This is a genomic window from Pseudomonas sp. AC355, assembly GCF_979258205.1.
Window position 1 is genome coordinate 4,817,824 of sequence record NZ_OZ409843.1, and the last position, 17,726, is coordinate 4,835,549.

The 17,726-nt window shown below is 61.2% G+C and carries 17 protein-coding genes and 1 pseudogene; 11 read left to right on the forward strand and 7 right to left on the reverse strand.

The window, feature by feature from the left end:
- The first annotated feature begins 113 nt into the window (after nt 1-113).
- The 4 genes from ACZ0AI_RS22420 (at nt 114) to ACZ0AI_RS22435 (ending at nt 3,596) form a co-directional block, all read left to right on the forward strand.
- Nucleotides 114-740, forward strand: a complete 627-nt coding sequence (locus ACZ0AI_RS22420; protein WP_463563744.1) for a glutathione S-transferase family protein — start codon at nt 114-116, stop codon at nt 738-740.
- A gap of 2 nt (nt 741-742) precedes the next feature.
- The gene (locus ACZ0AI_RS22425; RefSeq protein ID WP_463563745.1) at nt 743-1,687 is read left to right on the forward strand and encodes a Nudix family hydrolase; all 945 of its coding nucleotides are present in this window, start codon (nt 743-745) and stop codon (nt 1,685-1,687) included.
- 66 nt (nt 1,688-1,753) lie between these two features.
- Entirely contained in the window at nt 1,754-2,683 is a 930-nt protein-coding gene (locus tag ACZ0AI_RS22430; RefSeq protein WP_463563746.1) for an AEC family transporter, read from the forward strand.
- 22 nt (nt 2,684-2,705) lie between these two features.
- Nucleotides 2,706-3,596: an RluA family pseudouridine synthase gene (locus ACZ0AI_RS22435; protein ID WP_463563747.1), complete on the forward strand. Its 891-nt coding sequence runs from the start codon at nt 2,706-2,708 to the stop codon at nt 3,594-3,596.
- Here ACZ0AI_RS22435 and ACZ0AI_RS22440 read toward each other — a convergent pair.
- The 4 genes and pseudogenes from ACZ0AI_RS22440 to ACZ0AI_RS22455 form a co-directional block, all read right to left on the reverse strand.
- Complete coding sequence (locus tag ACZ0AI_RS22440; protein WP_463563748.1) at nt 3,586-4,161, reverse strand: cob(I)yrinic acid a,c-diamide adenosyltransferase; 576 nt, start codon at nt 4,159-4,161, stop codon at nt 3,586-3,588. The two genes, ACZ0AI_RS22435 and ACZ0AI_RS22440, sit on opposite strands and share 11 nt — an antisense overlap.
- A gap of 20 nt (nt 4,162-4,181) precedes the next feature.
- The gene (locus ACZ0AI_RS22445; protein WP_463563749.1) at nt 4,182-6,185 is read right to left on the reverse strand and encodes a sensor histidine kinase; all 2,004 of its coding nucleotides are present in this window, start codon (nt 6,183-6,185) and stop codon (nt 4,182-4,184) included.
- A gap of 85 nt (nt 6,186-6,270) precedes the next feature.
- Nucleotides 6,271-7,182: a putative 2-dehydropantoate 2-reductase gene (locus tag ACZ0AI_RS22450; protein ID WP_463563750.1), complete on the reverse strand. Its 912-nt coding sequence runs from the start codon at nt 7,180-7,182 to the stop codon at nt 6,271-6,273.
- Nucleotides 7,179-8,147: pseudogene (locus ACZ0AI_RS22455) on the reverse strand (GGDEF domain-containing response regulator); the annotation flags it as partial. The pseudogene ACZ0AI_RS22455 and the gene ACZ0AI_RS22450, both read right to left, overlap by 4 nt.
- Nucleotides 8,148-8,422: 275 nt before the next feature.
- On the opposite strand from ACZ0AI_RS22455, the gene ACZ0AI_RS22460 reads away from it, so the two are divergent.
- Nucleotides 8,423-8,902 (forward strand): YajQ family cyclic di-GMP-binding protein, encoded by a 480-nt coding sequence (locus tag ACZ0AI_RS22460; protein ID WP_463563751.1) that lies wholly within the window; start codon nt 8,423-8,425, stop codon nt 8,900-8,902.
- A gap of 138 nt (nt 8,903-9,040) precedes the next feature.
- The gene (locus ACZ0AI_RS22465; protein WP_463563752.1) at nt 9,041-9,874 is read left to right on the forward strand and encodes a mechanosensitive ion channel family protein; all 834 of its coding nucleotides are present in this window, start codon (nt 9,041-9,043) and stop codon (nt 9,872-9,874) included.
- Nucleotides 9,875-9,935: 61 nt separating this feature from the next.
- Here the strand turns inward: ACZ0AI_RS22465 and ACZ0AI_RS22470 are convergent, their stop codons facing one another.
- Complete coding sequence (locus ACZ0AI_RS22470) at nt 9,936-11,480, reverse strand: AmpG family muropeptide MFS transporter (protein ID WP_463563753.1); 1,545 nt, start codon at nt 11,478-11,480, stop codon at nt 9,936-9,938.
- A gap of 103 nt (nt 11,481-11,583) precedes the next feature.
- Complete coding sequence (locus ACZ0AI_RS22475) at nt 11,584-11,952, reverse strand: MGMT family protein (RefSeq protein WP_463563754.1); 369 nt, start codon at nt 11,950-11,952, stop codon at nt 11,584-11,586.
- 153 nt (nt 11,953-12,105) lie between these two features.
- On the opposite strand from ACZ0AI_RS22475, the gene ACZ0AI_RS22480 reads away from it, so the two are divergent.
- Complete coding sequence (locus ACZ0AI_RS22480) at nt 12,106-13,110, forward strand: DUF481 domain-containing protein (RefSeq protein ID WP_463563755.1); 1,005 nt, start codon at nt 12,106-12,108, stop codon at nt 13,108-13,110.
- A gap of 83 nt (nt 13,111-13,193) precedes the next feature.
- On the opposite strand, the gene ACZ0AI_RS22485 is transcribed toward ACZ0AI_RS22480, so the two are convergent.
- Complete coding sequence (locus ACZ0AI_RS22485) at nt 13,194-13,952, reverse strand: SDR family oxidoreductase (protein WP_463563756.1); 759 nt, start codon at nt 13,950-13,952, stop codon at nt 13,194-13,196.
- 92 nt (nt 13,953-14,044) lie between these two features.
- Between ACZ0AI_RS22485 and ACZ0AI_RS22490 the strand changes: the two genes are divergently transcribed.
- The 4 genes from ACZ0AI_RS22490 to groL all read left to right on the forward strand — a co-directional run bounded on the left by ACZ0AI_RS22490 (nt 14,045) and on the right by groL (nt 17,562).
- A complete protein-coding gene (locus ACZ0AI_RS22490; RefSeq protein ID WP_463563757.1) occupies nt 14,045-14,776 on the forward strand; it encodes a HugZ family pyridoxamine 5'-phosphate oxidase in 732 nt (243 codons plus the stop codon).
- Nucleotides 14,777-14,839: 63 nt separating this feature from the next.
- Nucleotides 14,840-15,304: an FxsA family protein gene (locus ACZ0AI_RS22495; protein WP_463563758.1), complete on the forward strand. Its 465-nt coding sequence runs from the start codon at nt 14,840-14,842 to the stop codon at nt 15,302-15,304.
- Between the two features lie 272 nt (nt 15,305-15,576).
- On the forward strand, nt 15,577-15,870 hold the full coding sequence (locus ACZ0AI_RS22500; RefSeq protein ID WP_042554944.1) for a co-chaperone GroES: 294 nt from the start codon (nt 15,577-15,579) through the stop codon (nt 15,868-15,870).
- 48 nt (nt 15,871-15,918) lie between these two features.
- Complete coding sequence (gene groL / locus ACZ0AI_RS22505) at nt 15,919-17,562, forward strand: chaperonin GroEL (protein ID WP_463563759.1); 1,644 nt, start codon at nt 15,919-15,921, stop codon at nt 17,560-17,562.
- Nucleotides 17,563-17,726: the final 164 nt, after the last annotated feature.

The window sequence follows — 17,726 nt, forward strand, 5'->3', positions numbered from 1 at the left end:
GTAGCTGACGTCTATTCCGCTCGCGCATGACCCCATGAGTGAGCGGAATTTGCCTTCACGGCAGGTAGCGGCGAAGCTGTCGCTCTGATTCTTCTGACCGCCGGAGAGCGCATATGCCGCTGCAATTGCTGATAGGCAACAAGAACTACTCGTCCTGGTCGCTACGTGGCTGGTTGCTGGCTGAACTCAGCGGCGCGGACTATCAGGAAACCCTGGTGCCGCTGTTCCGTGCCGATACCCACGCGCGTCTGCTGGCCCACTCGCCGACCGCCAAGGTGCCGGTGCTCAAGACCGACGACGCCGGGGTGATCTGGGATTCACTGGCCATCGCCGAGTACCTGGCCGAGCGCTTTCCCGAGGCTGAGATGTGGCCGCGTGATGTAGCGGCTCGCGCCATGGCGCGTTCCGCCTGTGCGGAAATGCACAGTGGTTTCGGCGCATTGCGCAGTCATATGCCCATGGACATGCAGCGCAGTACGCCACTGGCCAGCATTGCCGATGACGTGCAGCACGATATCCAGCGCATCATCACCTTGTGGGCGTCCTGTCGTCAGCGTTTTGGCCAGAGTGGCCCGTATCTGTTCGGTGAGCTGAGCATTGCCGACGCCTATTTCGCACCGGTGGCCAGCCGCCTGCGCAGCTATGCCGTGCAACTGCCAGAAGATGCCGCGGCCTATGTGGAAACCATTTTTCAGTGGCCGGCGTTCCAGCGCTGGTTGCAGGCAGCCTTGAAGGAGTGAACGTGAAGCGCGTGCATGTAGCGGCAGCGGTGATTCGTGGTGAGGATGGTCGCATCCTCATCGCCAGGCGTCCCGACGACAAGCATCAGGGCGGGCTCTGGGAATTTCCGGGTGGCAAGGTCGAGGAGGGCGAGGCTGTGCTGGCTGCGTTGTCCCGCGAGCTGCAGGAGGAGCTGGGGATCCGCCCGGAAACTGCGCGACCACTGATCCAGGTGCGCCACGACTATGCCGACAAGCACGTGCTGCTCGACGTCTGGGAGGTCAGCCGTTTCAGTGGCGAGCCCCACGGTGCCGAAGGCCAGCCGCTGGCCTGGGTGAGTGCGCGGCAATTGGGTGAGTATGACTTCCCTGAGGCCAACCGCCCGATCATCGCCGCGGCGCGCTTGCCCGAGCAGTATCTGATTACCCCGGATGATCTGGATCGCGCTGAGCTGCTGGGCGGCGTTCGTGCAGCCATCGGGCGCGGTGCCCGTTTGATCCAGCTACGAGCGCCGGCGATGTTCGATGCCCAGTACCGCGATCTCGCCGTGGATATCCAAGGCATGTGCGCCGGCAAGGCGCAATTGATGCTCAAGGGGCCGCTGGAGTGGCTCGGGGATTTCCCCGCTGCGGGCTGGCATCTGACGGCTGAGCAACTGCGCAAGTATGCTGCCAAGGGCCGTCCGTTGGCGGCGAATCGCTGGCTGGCAGCCTCGTGCCACAGTGCTGAAGAGCTGCAATTGGCAACACAGATCGGCGCTGACTTCGTTACCTTGTCGCCGCTGCAGGCCACCCAAAGTCACCCTGATGCACAGCCCTTGGGCTGGACGCAGGCTACCGAACTTTTGCAGCGTTTCAACCAGCCCTGCTATCTGCTCGGTGGTGTCGGCCCGCAGCACAGCGAGCAGGCCTGGCAGGCCGGCGCGCAGGGCGTCGCCGGGATTCGCGCTTTCTGGCCTGAGCAATAACCACTATCTGCTGCCTGCTTTGGGCGGCAGTACGTCTTTCCGTTTTCGCTGAGAGTTCTCCGGCCCATGGCCTCGGTCTTCAATGTCATTCTGCCGGTCTTCGCACTGATCCTTGCCGGCTTCGCCTGTCGGCGGCTGGGCCTGCTTGGTGCCACTGCGGCGTCCGAGATCAACCGCATGGTGGTCTGGCTGTGCCTGCCAGCGCTGCTGTTCGAGGCCATGGCGACGGTCGTCTGGGAAGAGATCTGGCAGCCGGGCTTCATCTTCGCTTACGGCATCGCCACCCTGGGCATCTTTGCCGTGGTGCTGCTGTGGCGCCTGCGCCGTACCGGCAGCCTGGCCGATGCCAGTGTGCAGGGGTTGAGCGCTTCCTACGCGAATACCGGTTACATGGGTATCCCGCTATGTCTGCTGGTGTTCGGCGAAGCAGGCATGGAGCCGGCGCTGATTGCCTGCCTGATCGTCATCTGCGTGCTGTTCGCCCTGGCGGTGGTGTGCATCGAGGTCGGCCTGCAGAACGAAAAGAGCATCCTGCTGGCGGTACGCAAAGTCTTGCTCGCGCTGCTCAAGAACCCCATCGTCATGGCGCCGCTGCTCGGCGCGCTATGGGCCGCGACGGCACAGCCGCTGCCGGGGCCGCTGCACCAGTTTCTCAAGTTGCTCGCTGCCGCTACCGGGCCCTGTGCATTGATCGCGTTGGGGCTGTTTCTGGCGCAGCGGCATGACGGGGTGAGGGAGCGCGGTACCAGTTTGGTGCTGATCAAGTTGATCGCTCATCCGCTGATCACCTGGGTGCTCGCTGTCTACGTCTTTCGCCTGCCACCGATGTGGGCTCATGCGGCCTTGCTGCTCAGTGCACTGCCTACCGGCACCGGGCCGTTCATGCTGGCCGAGTTCTACCGGCGCGAAGGCACTCAGGTGTCGAGTACCATCCTGCTGTCGACCCTGGGGTCGCTGGTGACGCTGTCGATCTGTCTGTACCTGATCGCCCCCTGATAACCGCGACCGGAGCCTTTGTATGTCCGCATCCGATCACCCGCGAGTCACTCTGCGGCCCAGCACCCTGCATTTGCCGGCAGGGCCCTGGGTGACCGTGCTCGATTGCCTGTGCGCGCACTTTCCGGCGATTTCACGAGAAATCTGGCTGCAGCGTGTAGCGCGGGGCCGGGTGTTGGATGGCGAAGGCGTGCCTATCGCTGTCGATCATCCTTACCGGGTCGGCTTGCGTGTGCATTACTTTCGCGAGGTGCCGGCCGAGCCGCAGATTCCGTTCGAAGAAGCGATCGTGCATATCGACGAGCACCTGTTGGTCGCAGACAAGCCACATTTCCTGTCGGTGATGCCGGCAGGTGCCTATGTCGAGCAGACTCTGCTGGCGCGGCTGGTCAAACGCACCGGCAATGCCGACTTGGTGCCGCTGCACCGGATCGACCGGCACACCGCCGGGCTGGTGCTGTTCTCCACCAACGCGCAGACGCGTGGGCGCTACCAGGCGCTGTTTCGCGAGCGCAACATCGACAAACGTTACGAGGCGCTGGCGGCGCCTTTGCCGCAGGTGCAGTTTCCGTTACTGCGCGAGACCCGCTTCGAGGCGGGCGAGCCGTTCTTCCTCATGCGCGAAGCGCCGGGCGAGGCCAATACCTGCACGCGCATCGACGTACTCGAACGGCGCGCTGACTGCTGGCTGTACGGCCTCGAGCCGGTTACCGGCAAGAAGCACCAGCTGCGGGTGCATATGGCTGCATTGGGTGCGCCCATCCTCAATGATCCCTTCTATCCCGACGTCAGCAGCAGCGAGGGTGATCCCGACGATTACAGCCGGCCGCTGAAGCTATTGGCCCGCGGCTTGTCGTTTGCCGATCCGTTGAGCGGTGAACCGAGGCGTTTCGAGAGCGGCCTCAGGCTTTAGTGGCCGCCTGCCAAAGGACTTCGTCGACGCCCTGACGCCTGGCGATCAGCCGTGCCGCCACGAACAGCAGGTCTGACAATCGGTTGATGTAGGCCAGCAACTCGCCACGCAGCGGTTCGATGGTGTTGAGCTGCCCGCAACGGCGCTCGGCACCGCGTGCGCTGCTGCGGCACAGGTGAGCCTGGGCGATCAGCCGCGAACCACCTGGCAGGATGAAGTTGGTCAGCGGGCCGACCTCCTCGTTCCAGCGGTCGATGGCCGCTTCCAGGCGTTCGATCTCGACCGCCTGCAGCGCCTGGTAGTCCGGCATGGCCAGTTCGCCACCCAGATCGAACAAGCGATGCTGACAGGGCGCCAGTACCTCGATCAGCTCGGCGAAACCCGGGTAGCGGGGTTGCTGCTCGATCAGCTCGGCCAGCAACAGGCCGAGCTGACTGTTCAGGGTGTCCACTTCGCCGATGGCTTCGATACGTGGATGATCCTTGGCGACCCGGCGTCCGTCGGCCAACCCGGTTTCACCGGCATCGCCGGTGCGTGTGTAGATTTTCGACAGTCGATAGCCCATGGGGTCTCCGTGGCGAGGGTTCAGGTACTGATACCGATGGGCAGGCGCAGTGTGAAGCAAGTGCCCTGGCCGGTGCGTGAGTGCACTTCCATCTGGCCCTTGTGATTGTTGGTGACGATGAAGTACGAGACGGAAAGCCCCAGACCGGTGCCCTGGCCGACTTCCTTGGTGGTGAAGAAGGGTTCGAAGATGCGCTTGCGCACGGCCTCCGGTATGCCCACGCCGTTGTCTTCCACCTGCACTTCGGCCCATGGCGGTGCCAGGCGTGTGCGCAGGATGATCTTGCCAGGGACGCTGTCGTCGTCGCGCAGGTGGATGGCCTGGGCGGCGTTCTTCAGCAGGTTGAGCAGCACCTGTTCCAGCTCATTGCCGATGCCGGGAATCGGCCCCAGTACCGGGTCGAACTCGCGCTGAATCAGCAGGCTCTTGAAGTCGAAGCTTTCGGTCAGGTCGAAGTCGTTGCTGGCGATCTCCACGGCCTGGTCGATCAGTGCCGGCAACTGGCAGGGCGCCAACTGACGGTTGCTCAGGCGGCTGAAGCTGAGCATGTGGGTGACGATCTTCGAGGCCCGCGTACCGGCCTGTTGGATGCCGTCGAGCAGCATGGGAATCTCCCGCGCCGTCAGGTATTGATCGATGGCCGGCAGGCTGACACCGGCTACTTCAGCCTGCTCCTGATTGCGTGGCAGCTCGGGGGACAGGCGCCGACGGATGTTCTGCACGTTGTGCAGGATGGCGCCCAGCGGGTTGTTGATCTCGTGGGCCATGCCGGCGGCCAGGCCGCCGACGGAGAGCATCTTCTCCGACTGCACCATGACCTCTTCGAGGTTGAGGCGCTGGGTGATGTCGTCAATGCGGATCACCACGCCGCGGCCGATGCTGCCGATCAGCGGGTAGAAGGTCAGGGCGTAATGGTGTGGCTCGTCATCGCGGATCCAGGTGACTCGTTCGATCTTCTCCACCCGGTGCTGTTCGGCGGTGCGCTTGAGCTTGGACAGGTAGGGTTTGAGCAGCGGGAAGGCGAGAAACACCGGCTGGTTCACCGCCTCGTCCAGCGAGGTGCCGGAGAGGGCGCTGGCCTCCTGGTTCCATTGCGCCACGTAGAGCTGTTCGTCGAGGGCGATCAGCGCCGAGGGCATGGAGTCGATGATGCTGTTGAGGTAGTTCTGGAAGCCGGTGAGCTTCTTCTCGATCTTGCTGCGTACCTGCACCTCGAGTTCCAGCTTGCGGTTCGACAGGCGGGTTTCCTCGGCCAGGCCCTGGGCCTGGTTGTAGGCCTCTTCGGAATCGTCACGGGCGCGCTTGAGCTGCTGCTCGCGGGCCTCGATGCGCGTCAGCATGGTGTTGAAGGCTTCGGCCAGGCTGCCGATTTCATCCTGATTGCCGCGCCGCGCCCGCAGCGAATAGTTCTCTTCGCGGGTGACCTGACGGGTCAGTTCTTCCAGACGCTTGATCGGGCTGGTGACCAGACGGCGGATCTGCCGCGCCACCAGCAGCCACAGCACCAGGCTGAAGCCTAGGATCACCAGGCTGGCGGTGACGGTGCCCGTGTAGAACGCACCAGGCAGTTCGCTGGAGGCGACCAGCAGCAGGTAGCCCGCTGGTGCATCGACCTGCGGCAGCTCGACCAACTGATTGGCGCGAAATTCGCTGAGGCGCCAGCTGTCCAGCTCCTCGACCCGTGAGGGTAGCTGCAGTTTTTCGCCGCGCTGCAACTGCGCGAGGCTGTTACCGTTGGCGTCGTAGATCACTGCTGCGCGTAGCGGCCCATAGCCATCCAGGCGCTTGAGCAGATCGCCCGCGGCCTGGGGCGAACTCAATGCTTCGCGGCTCAGGGCGGGGCTGGCGATCAGTCGGCTAAGGGTCTGCAGCGCCTGGGGGGCGACGCTCTCCTGGGAAATCCAGTAGGCAGCGCTGATGAAGGTCAGGTTAGCCACCACCAGCACCGCTGCCAAGAGCACCAGCAAAGCGGCGAGTAGTTTTCGGCCAACGGGTAGATTCTTCAGGCGGTGGCGCAGGCGCATTAGGCTTTGTCGTATTGGCAGGTAAGAGGGCAGGTTAGGGCCTGTTAACCGTTGCGCGCAAGCGTCAGCTGGCTCTGGGATGGACTTACTGTCGCGGCAATCCGCGGGCATCCAGGTACGCGAGCAGGCGTTGCTGCAGGGTGTTCAGGCGCGGCAGTGGCAGCCCGTTACGTTCACCCGCTGTGCAGGCGTAGCCGAGCAGATAGCTGACTTCGGTGCGCCGGCCCCCGGCGACATCCTGGTACATGGACGAGTAATTGGCGGCGGTGGCCTCGATCACTCGCCAGACATCTGCCTGAAGGTTTTCAGCCGCTGTGGACTGACCGCAACCCTGCAGCAGAACCGTCAACTCCGTGCATAGCCCATCGACTTCCTCGCGGTAGCCGGCGAGCCCGCCGTTGCGGCAGCCATGCAGCACGGTCAGCGGGTTGATCGCGCAGTTGAGTGCCAGCTTGCGCCACAGCCGCGCGAGAATATCGGGGCTCCAGGTATGAGGAATGCGACAGCGTTGCAGGTCGCTCAACCAGCCCGGCTGGGTGGCATCGGTCGGGTCGCCGATCCAGGTATGCCCCTGGCCGGCGAACACCACGCGCCAGTCACCGTCGCGAAAGGCGCCTTCGGTACTTGAGGCGAACAGGCAGCGCCGTCCTGGTAACAGGTCGATGACCTCGTCCTGGCTGCCGAGGCCGTTTTGCAGCAGGATTACTTCGGCGCCTGGGGCGAGGCGATGGGCGACGCACTCGATCGCGCTCGCTGCGTCATAGGCTTTGCATGCCAGGAGCAGGTGTCGAATGGGTGTGTCGTCGTTGACGCTATGTGCTGGTATGGCGTGTTGGCTAACGTGGCCCTGCTCGACCAGGGTCAGTGCACCCGTTTGGCGATAGGCAGCCAGGCGCTGTTCATCGCGCAGGATCAGTTGCACCGGCACGCCGGCACGGAACAGGCGCGCGGCCCACAGGCTGCCCATGCTGCCTGCGCCGAGCACGTGCCAGGTCATGGTCGGGGCAGGCGTACGGCGGTGACGCGACCGCTGGCGTGGGCCTCTGGAAGCAGGCGAGTGGCGAGGTCGAGCAGTTGCTGCTGTTCCATGGGCATCGCCTTGCTATCCAGCCCGACTACGGCAATCCCGGCCTTTAGCGAGATGAAGCCTTCGCTGGTCTTGAAAGCCTTGAGGTTGAGACCTTCGTGAAGACGCTTGAAGCTGCTCGGCGAGCACTCCTGCAAGTCCTCGAGCAGGGTGATCAGGGCAAAATGGCGGTCGTCCAGGCTCACCAGTACGTCGAGCGGGCGTACCAACTGTTGCAGGCGGCGCGCCACGCTGCGTAGCAGCTCGTTGTAGAAGGCCGCGCCATGGCGAGCGCTCAATTCATCGGCGCCCTGCAGACCAATCAGCAGGTAGCACAGCGCACCACCGCGAGATTCCACCTGGCGCAGGCTGTCAGCCAGTTTCTGTGTCAGGTAACGGGTGTTGCCCAAACCGGTTAGCGGGTCTACCAGGTTACGCTCTTCCAGGCCGGCGATGCTCTGTACCAGCAGGGCGTTTTCATGGAGCAGGCGCTGCAGGGTGTTGCACAGGCGGTCGGCGGCAAACACGCGGGGCAAGAGCTGCTCGTTCATTGCCGATTTGCTGATGAAGTCATCGACGCCGCGGTCGAACGCCTCGTTCAGCACGTTCTCACCTTCTTTGCCGGTCAGTAGGATGATGTAAGTGTAGTGCTCGGCCGATTCGTCGAGCTGACGCACACGACCCGTCAGCTCCAGGCCATCCATTTCCGGCATCAGCCAGTCGGCCAATAGCACACTCGCCGGGCGTTGTTCGAGGTTGCTGATGGCCTCGGCCGCACTACTGGCGAAGCGTACGTCCTGGTAACCAGCCTGAGTCAGCGCACGACCGATGATGGCGCTGGAAAACTTGGCATCGTCCACCACCAGGATGCTGAGATGGGGGTTGGGCATGGATGGTACTCACAGGCAAGAAAGCGGGTCGAGAAAGGGGAGTAACCAATACAACGCCGAGCGGTCTGTATCAGAGCGGATATAATGATCGCGCCAATTATATCGTCAAGCCATCCGCGCGGTTTCCGGAAAACTTAATTCACGATCTCGCGAACTGGAGCCCAGCAAGACGCAATCATCAGCTCAAACAGCAGCTATGAGCTTAGCGTAGCCGGGTCTATGTGCAGCAGATCGAGAATGAGATCTCCATCAGGATCGCGCCTTTTATCAGGAGCAATTGCATGCCCTCGTTCGACGTGGTGTCGGAGCTGGACAAACACGAACTTACCAACGCTTTGGATAACGCGGCCAAGGAGCTGGAGCGGCGCTTTGATCTGCGCGGTAAGTGCAGTATCGAGATCAAGGAAAAGGCCGTTACGCTGACTGCCGAAGCTGATTTCATGCTCGAGCAGATGCTCGAAATTATTCGTTCCTGTCTGGTCAAACGCAAGATCGACGGCCAGTGCATGGAAACCAAGGATGCCTATGCATCCGGAAAAGTGGTCAAGCAGGAAGTCGAGTTCCGCGAAGGTATCGACAAGGAACTGGCGAAGAAGATCGTCGCTCATATCAAGGATGCGAAGCTCAAGGTGCAAGCCGCCATTCAGGGCGAGCAGGTGCGGGTTACCGGCAAGAAGCGTGATGATCTGCAAGAGTGCATTGCCTCCCTGCGCAGCAAGGATTTCGAGATGCCCCTGCAGTACAACAACTTCCGCGATTGAAGGCGCGCGCCTCCTGCCGCCTAGAGGATTATTGAACCCGGGCGCGGTGACGGCGTCGCACATTCTGTAACGCGCTCGCAAACGCCATGGCCAGTGCGGCCATGGCGTTTTCGTTTCAAGACCTAGAAGGAGTGCCAGATGGATATGAGCGTCGACCAGTTGGTCGTCATGTCGCAGGCCTGGATCCCGGTTTTGCTGCAGTACAGCGGCAAGCTGACCCTGGCCCTTTTCACCTTGCTGATTGGCTGGTGGCTGATTAGCAAGGTGACTACCAAGGTCAGTGCGTTGATGGATGGCCGCAAGGTTGACCGTGCCCTGAGCAGCTTTATCGGCAGCCTGGCGAGCATCGTGCTGAAGGTACTGCTGGTCATCAGCGTGGCCTCGATGATCGGTGTGGAAACCACCTCGTTCATCGCCGTGATCGGTGCAGCTGGTCTGGCCATTGGTTTGGCGCTGCAGGGCAGCCTGGCGAACTTCGCCGGTGGTGTTCTGATCATGCTGTTCCGCCCGTTCAAGGCTGGCGACTTCATCGAGGCCCAGGGCGTCTCCGGTTCGGTCGACTACATCCAGATCTTCCATACGGTGCTGCGCACGGGTGACAACAAGGTGGTGATCGTTCCCAACGGCACCCTCTCCAACGGCATCATCACCAACCACTCGCGACAGGCTACCCGGCAGATACTGTACGACGTGAAGCTCGATTACGACGCCGACCTGTCCATGGCCCGTGAGGTGCTGCTCGCGCTGTCCAAGGATGCGCGCGTGCATCAGGATCCGGCGCCGGTCGTGGTGGTCTCCAACCTGGGTGAGACCTCGATCAACCTGTCGCTGCGCATGTGGACTTCGGCTGGTGACTACTGGCCGGTGACCTTCATGCTCAATGAAAGCGTCCGTGATCGGTTGCGTGCCGAAGGCGTCGAGCTGGCGCAGCCGCCGCGTATGGTGCTGCTACAGCAGGGCAAGGCTGACTGATACCAGCGCCTTTACCAGAAATGAAAAAGCCGACAAATGTCGGCTTTTTCATGCTCCGAAATCAGGCCTCGGGCTTGTCCGGTTCACTGCTCGGGGCCATCGGCCGGCCGCCATGGCGGTGCCACTGCACCAGGATCAGGATCAGGGTTGGAATGCCCATCAGTGCGGTGATCAGGAAGAAGTCGGCGTAGCCGTATTTCTCCACGAGCACGCCTGAGTAGCCGCCTATCAATCGCGGCAGCAGCAACATGATCGAGCTGAGCAGGGCGTACTGGGTGGCCGAGAACTTCAGGTTGGTAAGACTCGACAGGTAGGCAACGAAGGCTGCAGTGGCCATCCCGGAGCTGAAGTTATCGGCGGAGATGGTGAAGATCAGCATCTGCAGATCCGCGCCCATGCCCGCCAGCATCAGGAACAGCAGATTGGTCGCCGCCGATGCTACGCCACCGATGAACAGGATCGGCATGATGCCAAACCGAACGATCAGCAGGCCACCGGCACCGGCGCCGACCAGGGTCAGAACCAGCCCGAAGAGCTTGCTGACGCTGGCGATCTGATCCTTGGTGAAGCCCTGGTCGATGTAAAACACGTTGGCCATTACGCCCATCACTGTGTCGGACATGCGATAGGTCGCGATCAACCCGAGTAGTAGAAAGGCCTGCCAGCGGTAACGCAGGATGAAGTCGTTGACCGGTGTCAGTACCGGCGCCAGGCCGCGGCGGCCAAAGGTTGACAGGCACAGGCCGGTGAGGATGGTGTAGAGGATGGCGCGTAGAAAGGCGCGGTCTTCAAGGAGCAGATCCAGTAGGGTGGCTTCGCCGGTGACCAGGCTGGGGAAGTCGGTGTTGTACAGCTGGGTGAACATGGCCGGTACCGAGACCAGCAACACAATCAGCACCAGCACCGAGGCGATCTGGTGACTGAAGCCGTATTTGGCAGCAGCCAACTGGGTCTTCAGCGAAACCTCGGGCTCCTTCATCCATAGGCTGGTCAGCAAACCGGGCAGCATCAGCAGGGCGAACAGCAGATAGGTACCGGCCCAAGCGGCGTGTTGATAGAGCAGGGTGGTGGAGCCCAGCCCTTCAGCCACGTACAGCGCGCCGGCGGTTGCCAGTAGCGCGGCGACCCGGTAGCCGGCCATGTAGCTGGCAGCCAGTGCGGCCTGGCGGGAGTCGTCGACGATTTCCAGGCGGTAGGCATCGACCGCGATGTCCTGAGTCGCCGAGGCGAAAGCTACCAGCACCGCTAGCGCGATCAGCCAGGTCAGATGCGTATGGGGGTCGCACAGCGCCATGCCGGCCAGGCCGATGGCGATCAGAATTTGCGACAGCACCAGCCAGGAGCGCCGTCTGCCAAGCTTGCCGAGCAGTGGCAGGCGCCATTGGTCGAGCAGCGGTGACCACACCCATTTGAAGGCATAGGCCAGACCGATGAGGCTGGCAAAACCGATGGTTTCCCGCGCTACGCCGGCTTCGCGCAGCCATACGGAAAGGGTGGAGAACACCAGCATATAAGGCAGGCCAGCGGCGAACCCGAGCAGCAGGAGAACCAGTGTCGAAGGACTGGAATAGGCGGCGATCGCGTCGCGCCAGCTTTTACGATGCATTGAACAGGTTCGGCCTGGAGGGAGGATGCGTGAACAAATGGCGCACTCTAGGGGCTAGGGTTGGGTCAGTGCAAGCCAGCTAAGCCGTGGTCACATCAAGGTGTCAGGCCTCGTGCTCCAAGGGGCGCCAGCCATGGCGTCGGATATCCACCCGGCCATTGTGGGATAGCACCCCTTCGACGCGCAATCGGGCGCGTTGTTCAACACCGCTTGGCGCATCGGCAGTTAGGCTCAATCGCCCATTTGCGGCGACCACCCGGTGCCATGGCAGGGTCGTGCCATCAGGCAATTGGCTAAGCGTGCGGCCCACCCAGCGTGCGGCACGGCCGAGACCTGCCATGGCGGCCAGTTCGCCGTAAGTGACCACCTTGCCGGCCGGTACCTGAGCGAGCGCCAGGTACAAGGCATCACGTCGGGCCTGCTGATCGGCAGCGGCCAACGGCGCGTTGTCATTCGCTCGTCTTGTGGTCATGGCAGGCTCCAGGCAACTTGATCGGTCGGTTGGCGCGGTATTTTCACCGCTCAGCCGTGAACTCGCATGAATTCCGTCGGTCATTTCTTGCTCATATAACGGGTATGCGGATAATGCCCGATTTACCGCGAACCGGAGCACCAGCATCCGCTTATGTTTACTCGAACCCTGTTGTGCCTGAGCCTCAGTGCGGCGGCGATGCCGCTGATGGCCGATACCGTCTGGATGAAGAACGGCGACCGTCTGACCGGAACCATCAAGGTTCTCGATGGCGGCAAGCTGCTGCTGGAAACCGATTATGGCGGCTCCATCCCTCTGGACTGGAGCAAAATCGCGACCCTAGACAGCGAGCAGGAATTGCTGGTCAAGGAGAACGACATCACCGGTGAGCGCGCCAAGTCCCTGCAAGCCTCAGATGCCGGCAAGGTGACCCTGGCCAACGGCGATGCGCCGAAGACCGTCGAGCTGGCGAGCATCAAGCAGATCATGAAGCCCAAGCCCTTCGTCGAAGACTTCATGTGGAAGGGTAATGTCGATGTGGCCATGGACTACAAACGCGCCGAGAGCGACACCGATGATTACGACATCGATGTGAAGACCCAGGCGCGGCATGGCAAATGGCGTCACAACGCCACGGTGGATTACAACCGTGAGCTGCGCAACGACGTGGTGAGTACCGACAACTGGGGCACCGAATACGCCCTGGATCGCTTCCTCGACGAGCAGTGGTTCTGGCAGGGGCGCCTCGAGTACAAGCGCGACAAGATCGAGGATCTGGAGCGCCAGCGCACCATCGGTACCGGTCCGGGTTATCAGTTCTGGGACAACGAGCTGGGCGCCTTCTCCATGGCCACGCTGCTTAACCGTTCCGACTATGAGTACGCCAACGGCGAGAAAGATAACTTCTACGCCATCAGCATGCGTTGGGATTACAACCGTTACCTGATCGGCAAGACGTTCGAGCTGTTCAGCACCGGTGAAGTAGGCAAGCCGCTGGCCAGCGCCGCCGACTACTCGCTGGATGCCGAAGTGGGCCTGCGTTACAAGGTTACCGACTGGGCGTCGCTGAACATGAAGGCCTCAAAGGATCAGGTCAGCGGTTCGGAAGGCGACAAGGACGAGACCCGCTACACAATCGGCTTCGGTGTGGGCTGGTAACGGATCCCCGCGAGATGCACGACGAAAAAGCCCCACATCACGCGGGGCTTTTTCGTATCTGGGCTATCCAGGGCTCGCGGTTGCTACAGACGGAAGCCGCCGTCGAGTTCGAGAATGCGCCCGGTGAAGTAGTCGTTTTCCAGCAGGTAGGCCACCGAGTGGGCAATTTCCCGCGGTTTGCCCAGGCGCTTGAGCGGAATTACCGCCGTCATGCGCTCCAGGGCTTCGGGTTTCATGCTGGCGACCATGTCGGTCTCGATGAAGCCCGGCGCCACCCCCGCCACGCGTATGCCATAACGGGCCAGCTCTCGGGCCCAGACCACGGTGTCGGCGGCGACGCCGGCCTTGGCGGCCGAGTAGTTGGCCTGGCCGACGTTGCCAGCACGGGAAACCGAAGAAATATTGATGATCGCGCCTTCGTTCTGCAGTTCGATCATCTTCGCCGCCACTTCCCGCGTGCACAGGAACACGCCGGTCAGGTTCACATCGATCACCGACTGCCACTGCGCCAAGCTCATCTTGCTCATTTCGCCGTCCTTGACCTTGATGGTCAGGCCGTCGCGCAGAATACCGGCGTTGTTGACCAAACCATTGATCGAGCCGAAGTCATCGGCGATCTGGGCGATGGTCTGGGTCACTTGCTCTTCACTTGCCACGTTGCACAGATAGGTGCGGGCCTGGACGCCCAGCGCCCGACAGGCCGCCGCGGTTTCGTCGAGTTTCTCCTGGTTGAGATCGACCAGGGCCAGACGCACCCGTTTCTCCGCGAGGTACTCGGCCATGGCCCGGCCAAGGCCCTGACCGCCGCCGGTGATGATGATGACCTTGTCTTCGAGTTGCATGCCGATCCCCTTCGAATCAGTTTGGCGGGATGCCGTTACAGCACTGTAGCGATTATCCTAAGCGCTTGTCTGCGTCCGCCAGGAGTCTTGATATGAGTGTGCAAGCCAATCGCCAGGCCCGGGAGTTACTGCTCGGGGAGTACCGTGGCGCGCTGTCCACTCACTCCAAAGCGATGCCCGGCTTTCCTTTCGGCTCGGTGGTGCCCTACTGCCTGGATGCTCAGGGGTGGCCGCTGATTCTGATCAGCCGCATTGCCCAGCACACCCATAACCTCAAGGCGGACGCAAAGTGCTCGCTACTGGTCGGGGAGCGCGGTGCCGAGGACGTTCAGGCGGTGGGGCGGCTGACCCTGCTGGCCGAAGCGAAGATGCTCGATGATGCCGCCGATATTGAAGCGGCTGCCGAGCGCTATTACCGGTACTTTCCCGAATCACGCGGTTATCACAGTGCCCACGACTTCGATTTCTGGCACATGCAACCCGTGCGTTGGCGTTACATCGGCGGTTTCGGCGCGATTCACTGGCTCGATGAGGTGGCGCTGGGCAACCACTTCGCCGGTGACACCGAGCGGCGTATGCTTGAACACATGAACAGCGATCATGCCGACGCCATCGCGCATTACGTCGCCTTGAGCGGGCTGCCCGCCACGGAACCTGCACGGATGGTCGGGATCGACAGTGAGGGGTTTCACCTGCGTATAGGTCACAGCCTGTACTGGCTGGCCTTTCCAATATCCTGTAACACTGCCGGGGAAGTGCGCGAAGCCTTGGTGCGCCTGGCGCGGGCCGATACGTGGCCAGCGCAATTCGAGGCTTCAGCTTGAATTAAGCGCAACACCCCATACTTACCTCCTACTGGAAGTCGTTCTTCCGTCAAGGAAACCGCGATGCGCATTTTCATGTTGTTGTTCCTGTTGTTCCCAATCTTGGAACTGACAGTACTTATTTCGGTGGGTAGTGCCATTGGTGTGCTGCCGACCATCGCACTGGTGATCGCTACGTCGATCTTCGGTGGTCTGATGCTACGTATCGCTGGCATCACCACAGCCTGGCGTGCCCGCGAAAGACTGGCCCGTGGCGAAATGCCGGATCAGGAAGTCCTGCAGGGGCTGATGATGGCCGTAGGTGGCGCACTGTTGCTGCTGCCGGGCTTCATCAGCGACGCCATCGGTCTGCTGTGTCTGCTGCCGTTCACCCGTCGCAAGCTGGTCGAACGCGTGCGTCGTCGTGCCGCCGAGCAGGCCGAGCGTCAGCGCGCCTTCGCTGATGATCTGGCCGCGCGCAATGGTCAGCCCGGTTCTGGCGCAAGTCGTCCGAACGTGCTCGAGGGCGAGTACGAGCGCCGCGACTGACCGAGCACTTTTTAACTGCAATCGAACCCCGATCTGGCCTCGTCAGTTCGGGGTTCGCTGTTTTCGCACGGACGATTTTCGTTCCCCTGACGGGAAAAATTTTCACCCCGTGCCCTTGAATTGCTCTTGTTCGACCTTATGTAGCGGTCACCGCAAGGTTTTTCAGCGTATCTGCGTTGAAACATATTTCGGCGTTACGTGTAGTGCGCAGCGCCATGATCCTGCCGGTGAGAACACCGGTTGAAGTCAACAACTATTGGGAGAGATCGACAATGAAGCTTCGTCCTTTGCATGACCGCGTCGTGATCCGTCGCAGCGAAGAAGAAACCAAAACCGCTGGCGGTATCGTGCTGCCGGGCTCGGCCGCTGAAAAGCCGAATCAGGGCGAAATCGTCGCTGTTGGCACTGGCCGCGTTCTGGATAGCGGTGAAGTTCGTGCGCTGGCCGTCAAGGTTGGTGACAAAGTGGTTTTCGGCCCTTACTCGGGCAGCAACACTGTCAAAGTCGACGGCGAAGACCTGCTGGTGATGAGCGAGAACGAAATCCTCGCTGTTGTCGAAGCCTGATTTCCCGCAAATCTCCGTTTAACCGTCAAGAATTGAGGATCAATTTCCATGGCTGCTAAAGAAGTTAAATTCGGCGACTCTGGCCGTAAAAAAATGCTCGCCGGTGTCAACGTCCTGGCCGACGCAGTAAAAGCAACCCTCGGCCCAAAAGGCCGTAACGTCATTATCGAGAAGAGCTTCGGCGCTCCTCTGATCACCAAAGACGGTGTTTCGGTTGCTAAAGAAATCGAACTGAAAGATCGCTTCGAAAACATGGGCGCGCAACTGGTCAAAGACGTTGCTTCCCGTGCTAACGATGACGCCGGTGACGGTACTACCACCGCAACCGTTCTGGCTCAGGCTATCGTCAACGAAGGCCTGAAAGCCGTCGCTGCTGGCATGAACCCGATGGATCTGAAGCGCGGCATCGACAAGGCGACCATCGCCATCGTTGCTGAGCTGAAGAAACTTTCCAAGCCGTGCACCGACACCAAGGCTATCGCTCAGGTAGGTACTATCTCCGCGAACTCCGACCATTCCATCGGCGAGATCATTGCCGAAGCCATGGAAAAAGTGACCAAAGACGGCGTCATCACCGTTGAGGAAGGCACTGGCCTGGAAAACGAACTGTCGGTTGTTGAAGGCATGCAGTTCGACCGCGGCTACCTGTCCCCGTACTTCATCAACAAGCCGGACACCATGGTTGCCGAGCTGGACAGCCCGCTGCTGCTGCTGGTTGACAAGAAGATCTCCAACATCCGCGAACTGCTGCCAGTTCTGGAAGCAGTGGCCAAAGCTGGTCGTCCGCTGTTGATAGTGGCTGAAGACGTTGAAGGCGAAGCCCTGGCGACTCTGGTTGTGAACAACATGCGTGGCATCGTCAAAGTTGCAGCCGTCAAGGCTCCAGGTTTTGGTGATCGTCGCAAGGCCATGCTGCAGGACATCGCTGTTCTGACTGGCGGCACCGTCATCTCCGAAGAGATCGGTCTGAGCCTGGAGACCACTACCCTGGAACACCTGGGTAATGCCAAGCGCGTCATCCTGAACAAAGAAAACACCACCATCATCGACGGCGCTGGCGTCAAGACCGATATCGATGGTCGTATCTCGCAGATTCGTCAGCAGATCGGCGACACCAGCTCGGATTACGACAAAGAAAAACTGCAAGAGCGTCTGGCCAAGCTGTCCGGCGGCGTTGCAGTGATCAAGGTCGGTGCCGGTTCCGAAGTTGAAATGAAAGAGAAGAAAGCCCGCGTTGAAGACGCCCTGCACGCAACCCGCGCAGCCGTCGAAGAAGGTGTGGTACCTGGCGGTGGCGTGGCACTGGTTCGCTCCCTGCAGGCTATCTCCGAGCTGCGCGGCGACAACGCTGATCAGAACGTAGGTATCGCTCTGCTGCGTCGCGCTGTTGAAGCGCCCCTGCGCCAGATCGTGGCTAACTCCGGTGACGAGCCAAGCGTTGTGGTCGACAAGGTCAAGCAGGGTTCGGGTAACTACGGTTACAACGCTGCTACCGGCGAATACGGCGACATGATCGAAATGGGTATCCTGGATCCAGCCAAAGTGACCCGTTCGGCACTGCAGGCTGCTTCCTCGATCGCCAGCCTGATGATCACCACCGAAGCCATGATCGCCGAGATCAAGGAAGACGCTCCAGCTGGCGGCGGTATGCCAGACATGGGCGGCATGGGTGGCATGGGCGGCATGATGTAAGCCACCCGGTACCTGCAGTAACAAGAAACCCCGCGCTTGCCGCGGGGTTTTTTTATCTGTAGTTTCTGGCGACTGCCGTGGCGGTATACCGTTCGTCTTGAGAAAAGTTGCAACTGCTTATCGTGATCTAGTGTTAGCAGACGGCGTTTGCAGCGCCATCAAGA

Bases quoted from the DNA above. Each gene is read 5' to 3' on its own strand.
- ACZ0AI_RS22430 (WP_463563746.1), top strand. From the start codon at position 1,754: ATGGCCTCGGTCTTCAATGTCATTCTGCCGGTCTTCGCACTGATCCTT.
- ACZ0AI_RS22485 (WP_463563756.1), bottom strand. From the start codon at position 13,952: ATGCAACTCGAAGACAAGGTCATCATCATCACCGGCGGCGGTCAGGGC.
- ACZ0AI_RS22470 (WP_463563753.1), bottom strand. From the start codon at position 11,480: ATGCATCGTAAAAGCTGGCGCGACGCGATCGCCGCCTATTCCAGTCCT.
- ACZ0AI_RS22450 (WP_463563750.1), bottom strand. From the start codon at position 7,182: ATGACCTGGCACGTGCTCGGCGCAGGCAGCATGGGCAGCCTGTGGGCC.
- ACZ0AI_RS22480 (WP_463563755.1), top strand. From the start codon at position 12,106: ATGTTTACTCGAACCCTGTTGTGCCTGAGCCTCAGTGCGGCGGCGATG.
- ACZ0AI_RS22495 (WP_463563758.1), top strand. From the start codon at position 14,840: ATGCGCATTTTCATGTTGTTGTTCCTGTTGTTCCCAATCTTGGAACTG.
- ACZ0AI_RS22500 (WP_042554944.1), top strand. From the start codon at position 15,577: ATGAAGCTTCGTCCTTTGCATGACCGCGTCGTGATCCGTCGCAGCGAA.
- ACZ0AI_RS22435 (WP_463563747.1), top strand. From the start codon at position 2,706: ATGTCCGCATCCGATCACCCGCGAGTCACTCTGCGGCCCAGCACCCTG.
- ACZ0AI_RS22420 (WP_463563744.1), top strand. From the start codon at position 114: ATGCCGCTGCAATTGCTGATAGGCAACAAGAACTACTCGTCCTGGTCG.
- ACZ0AI_RS22490 (WP_463563757.1), top strand. From the start codon at position 14,045: ATGAGTGTGCAAGCCAATCGCCAGGCCCGGGAGTTACTGCTCGGGGAG.
- ACZ0AI_RS22460 (WP_463563751.1), top strand. From the start codon at position 8,423: ATGCCCTCGTTCGACGTGGTGTCGGAGCTGGACAAACACGAACTTACC.
- ACZ0AI_RS22445 (WP_463563749.1), bottom strand. From the start codon at position 6,185: ATGCGCCTGCGCCACCGCCTGAAGAATCTACCCGTTGGCCGAAAACTA.
- ACZ0AI_RS22475 (WP_463563754.1), bottom strand. From the start codon at position 11,952: ATGACCACAAGACGAGCGAATGACAACGCGCCGTTGGCCGCTGCCGAT.
- ACZ0AI_RS22465 (WP_463563752.1), top strand. From the start codon at position 9,041: ATGGATATGAGCGTCGACCAGTTGGTCGTCATGTCGCAGGCCTGGATC.
- groL (WP_463563759.1), top strand. From the start codon at position 15,919: ATGGCTGCTAAAGAAGTTAAATTCGGCGACTCTGGCCGTAAAAAAATG.
- ACZ0AI_RS22440 (WP_463563748.1), bottom strand. From the start codon at position 4,161: ATGGGCTATCGACTGTCGAAAATCTACACACGCACCGGCGATGCCGGT.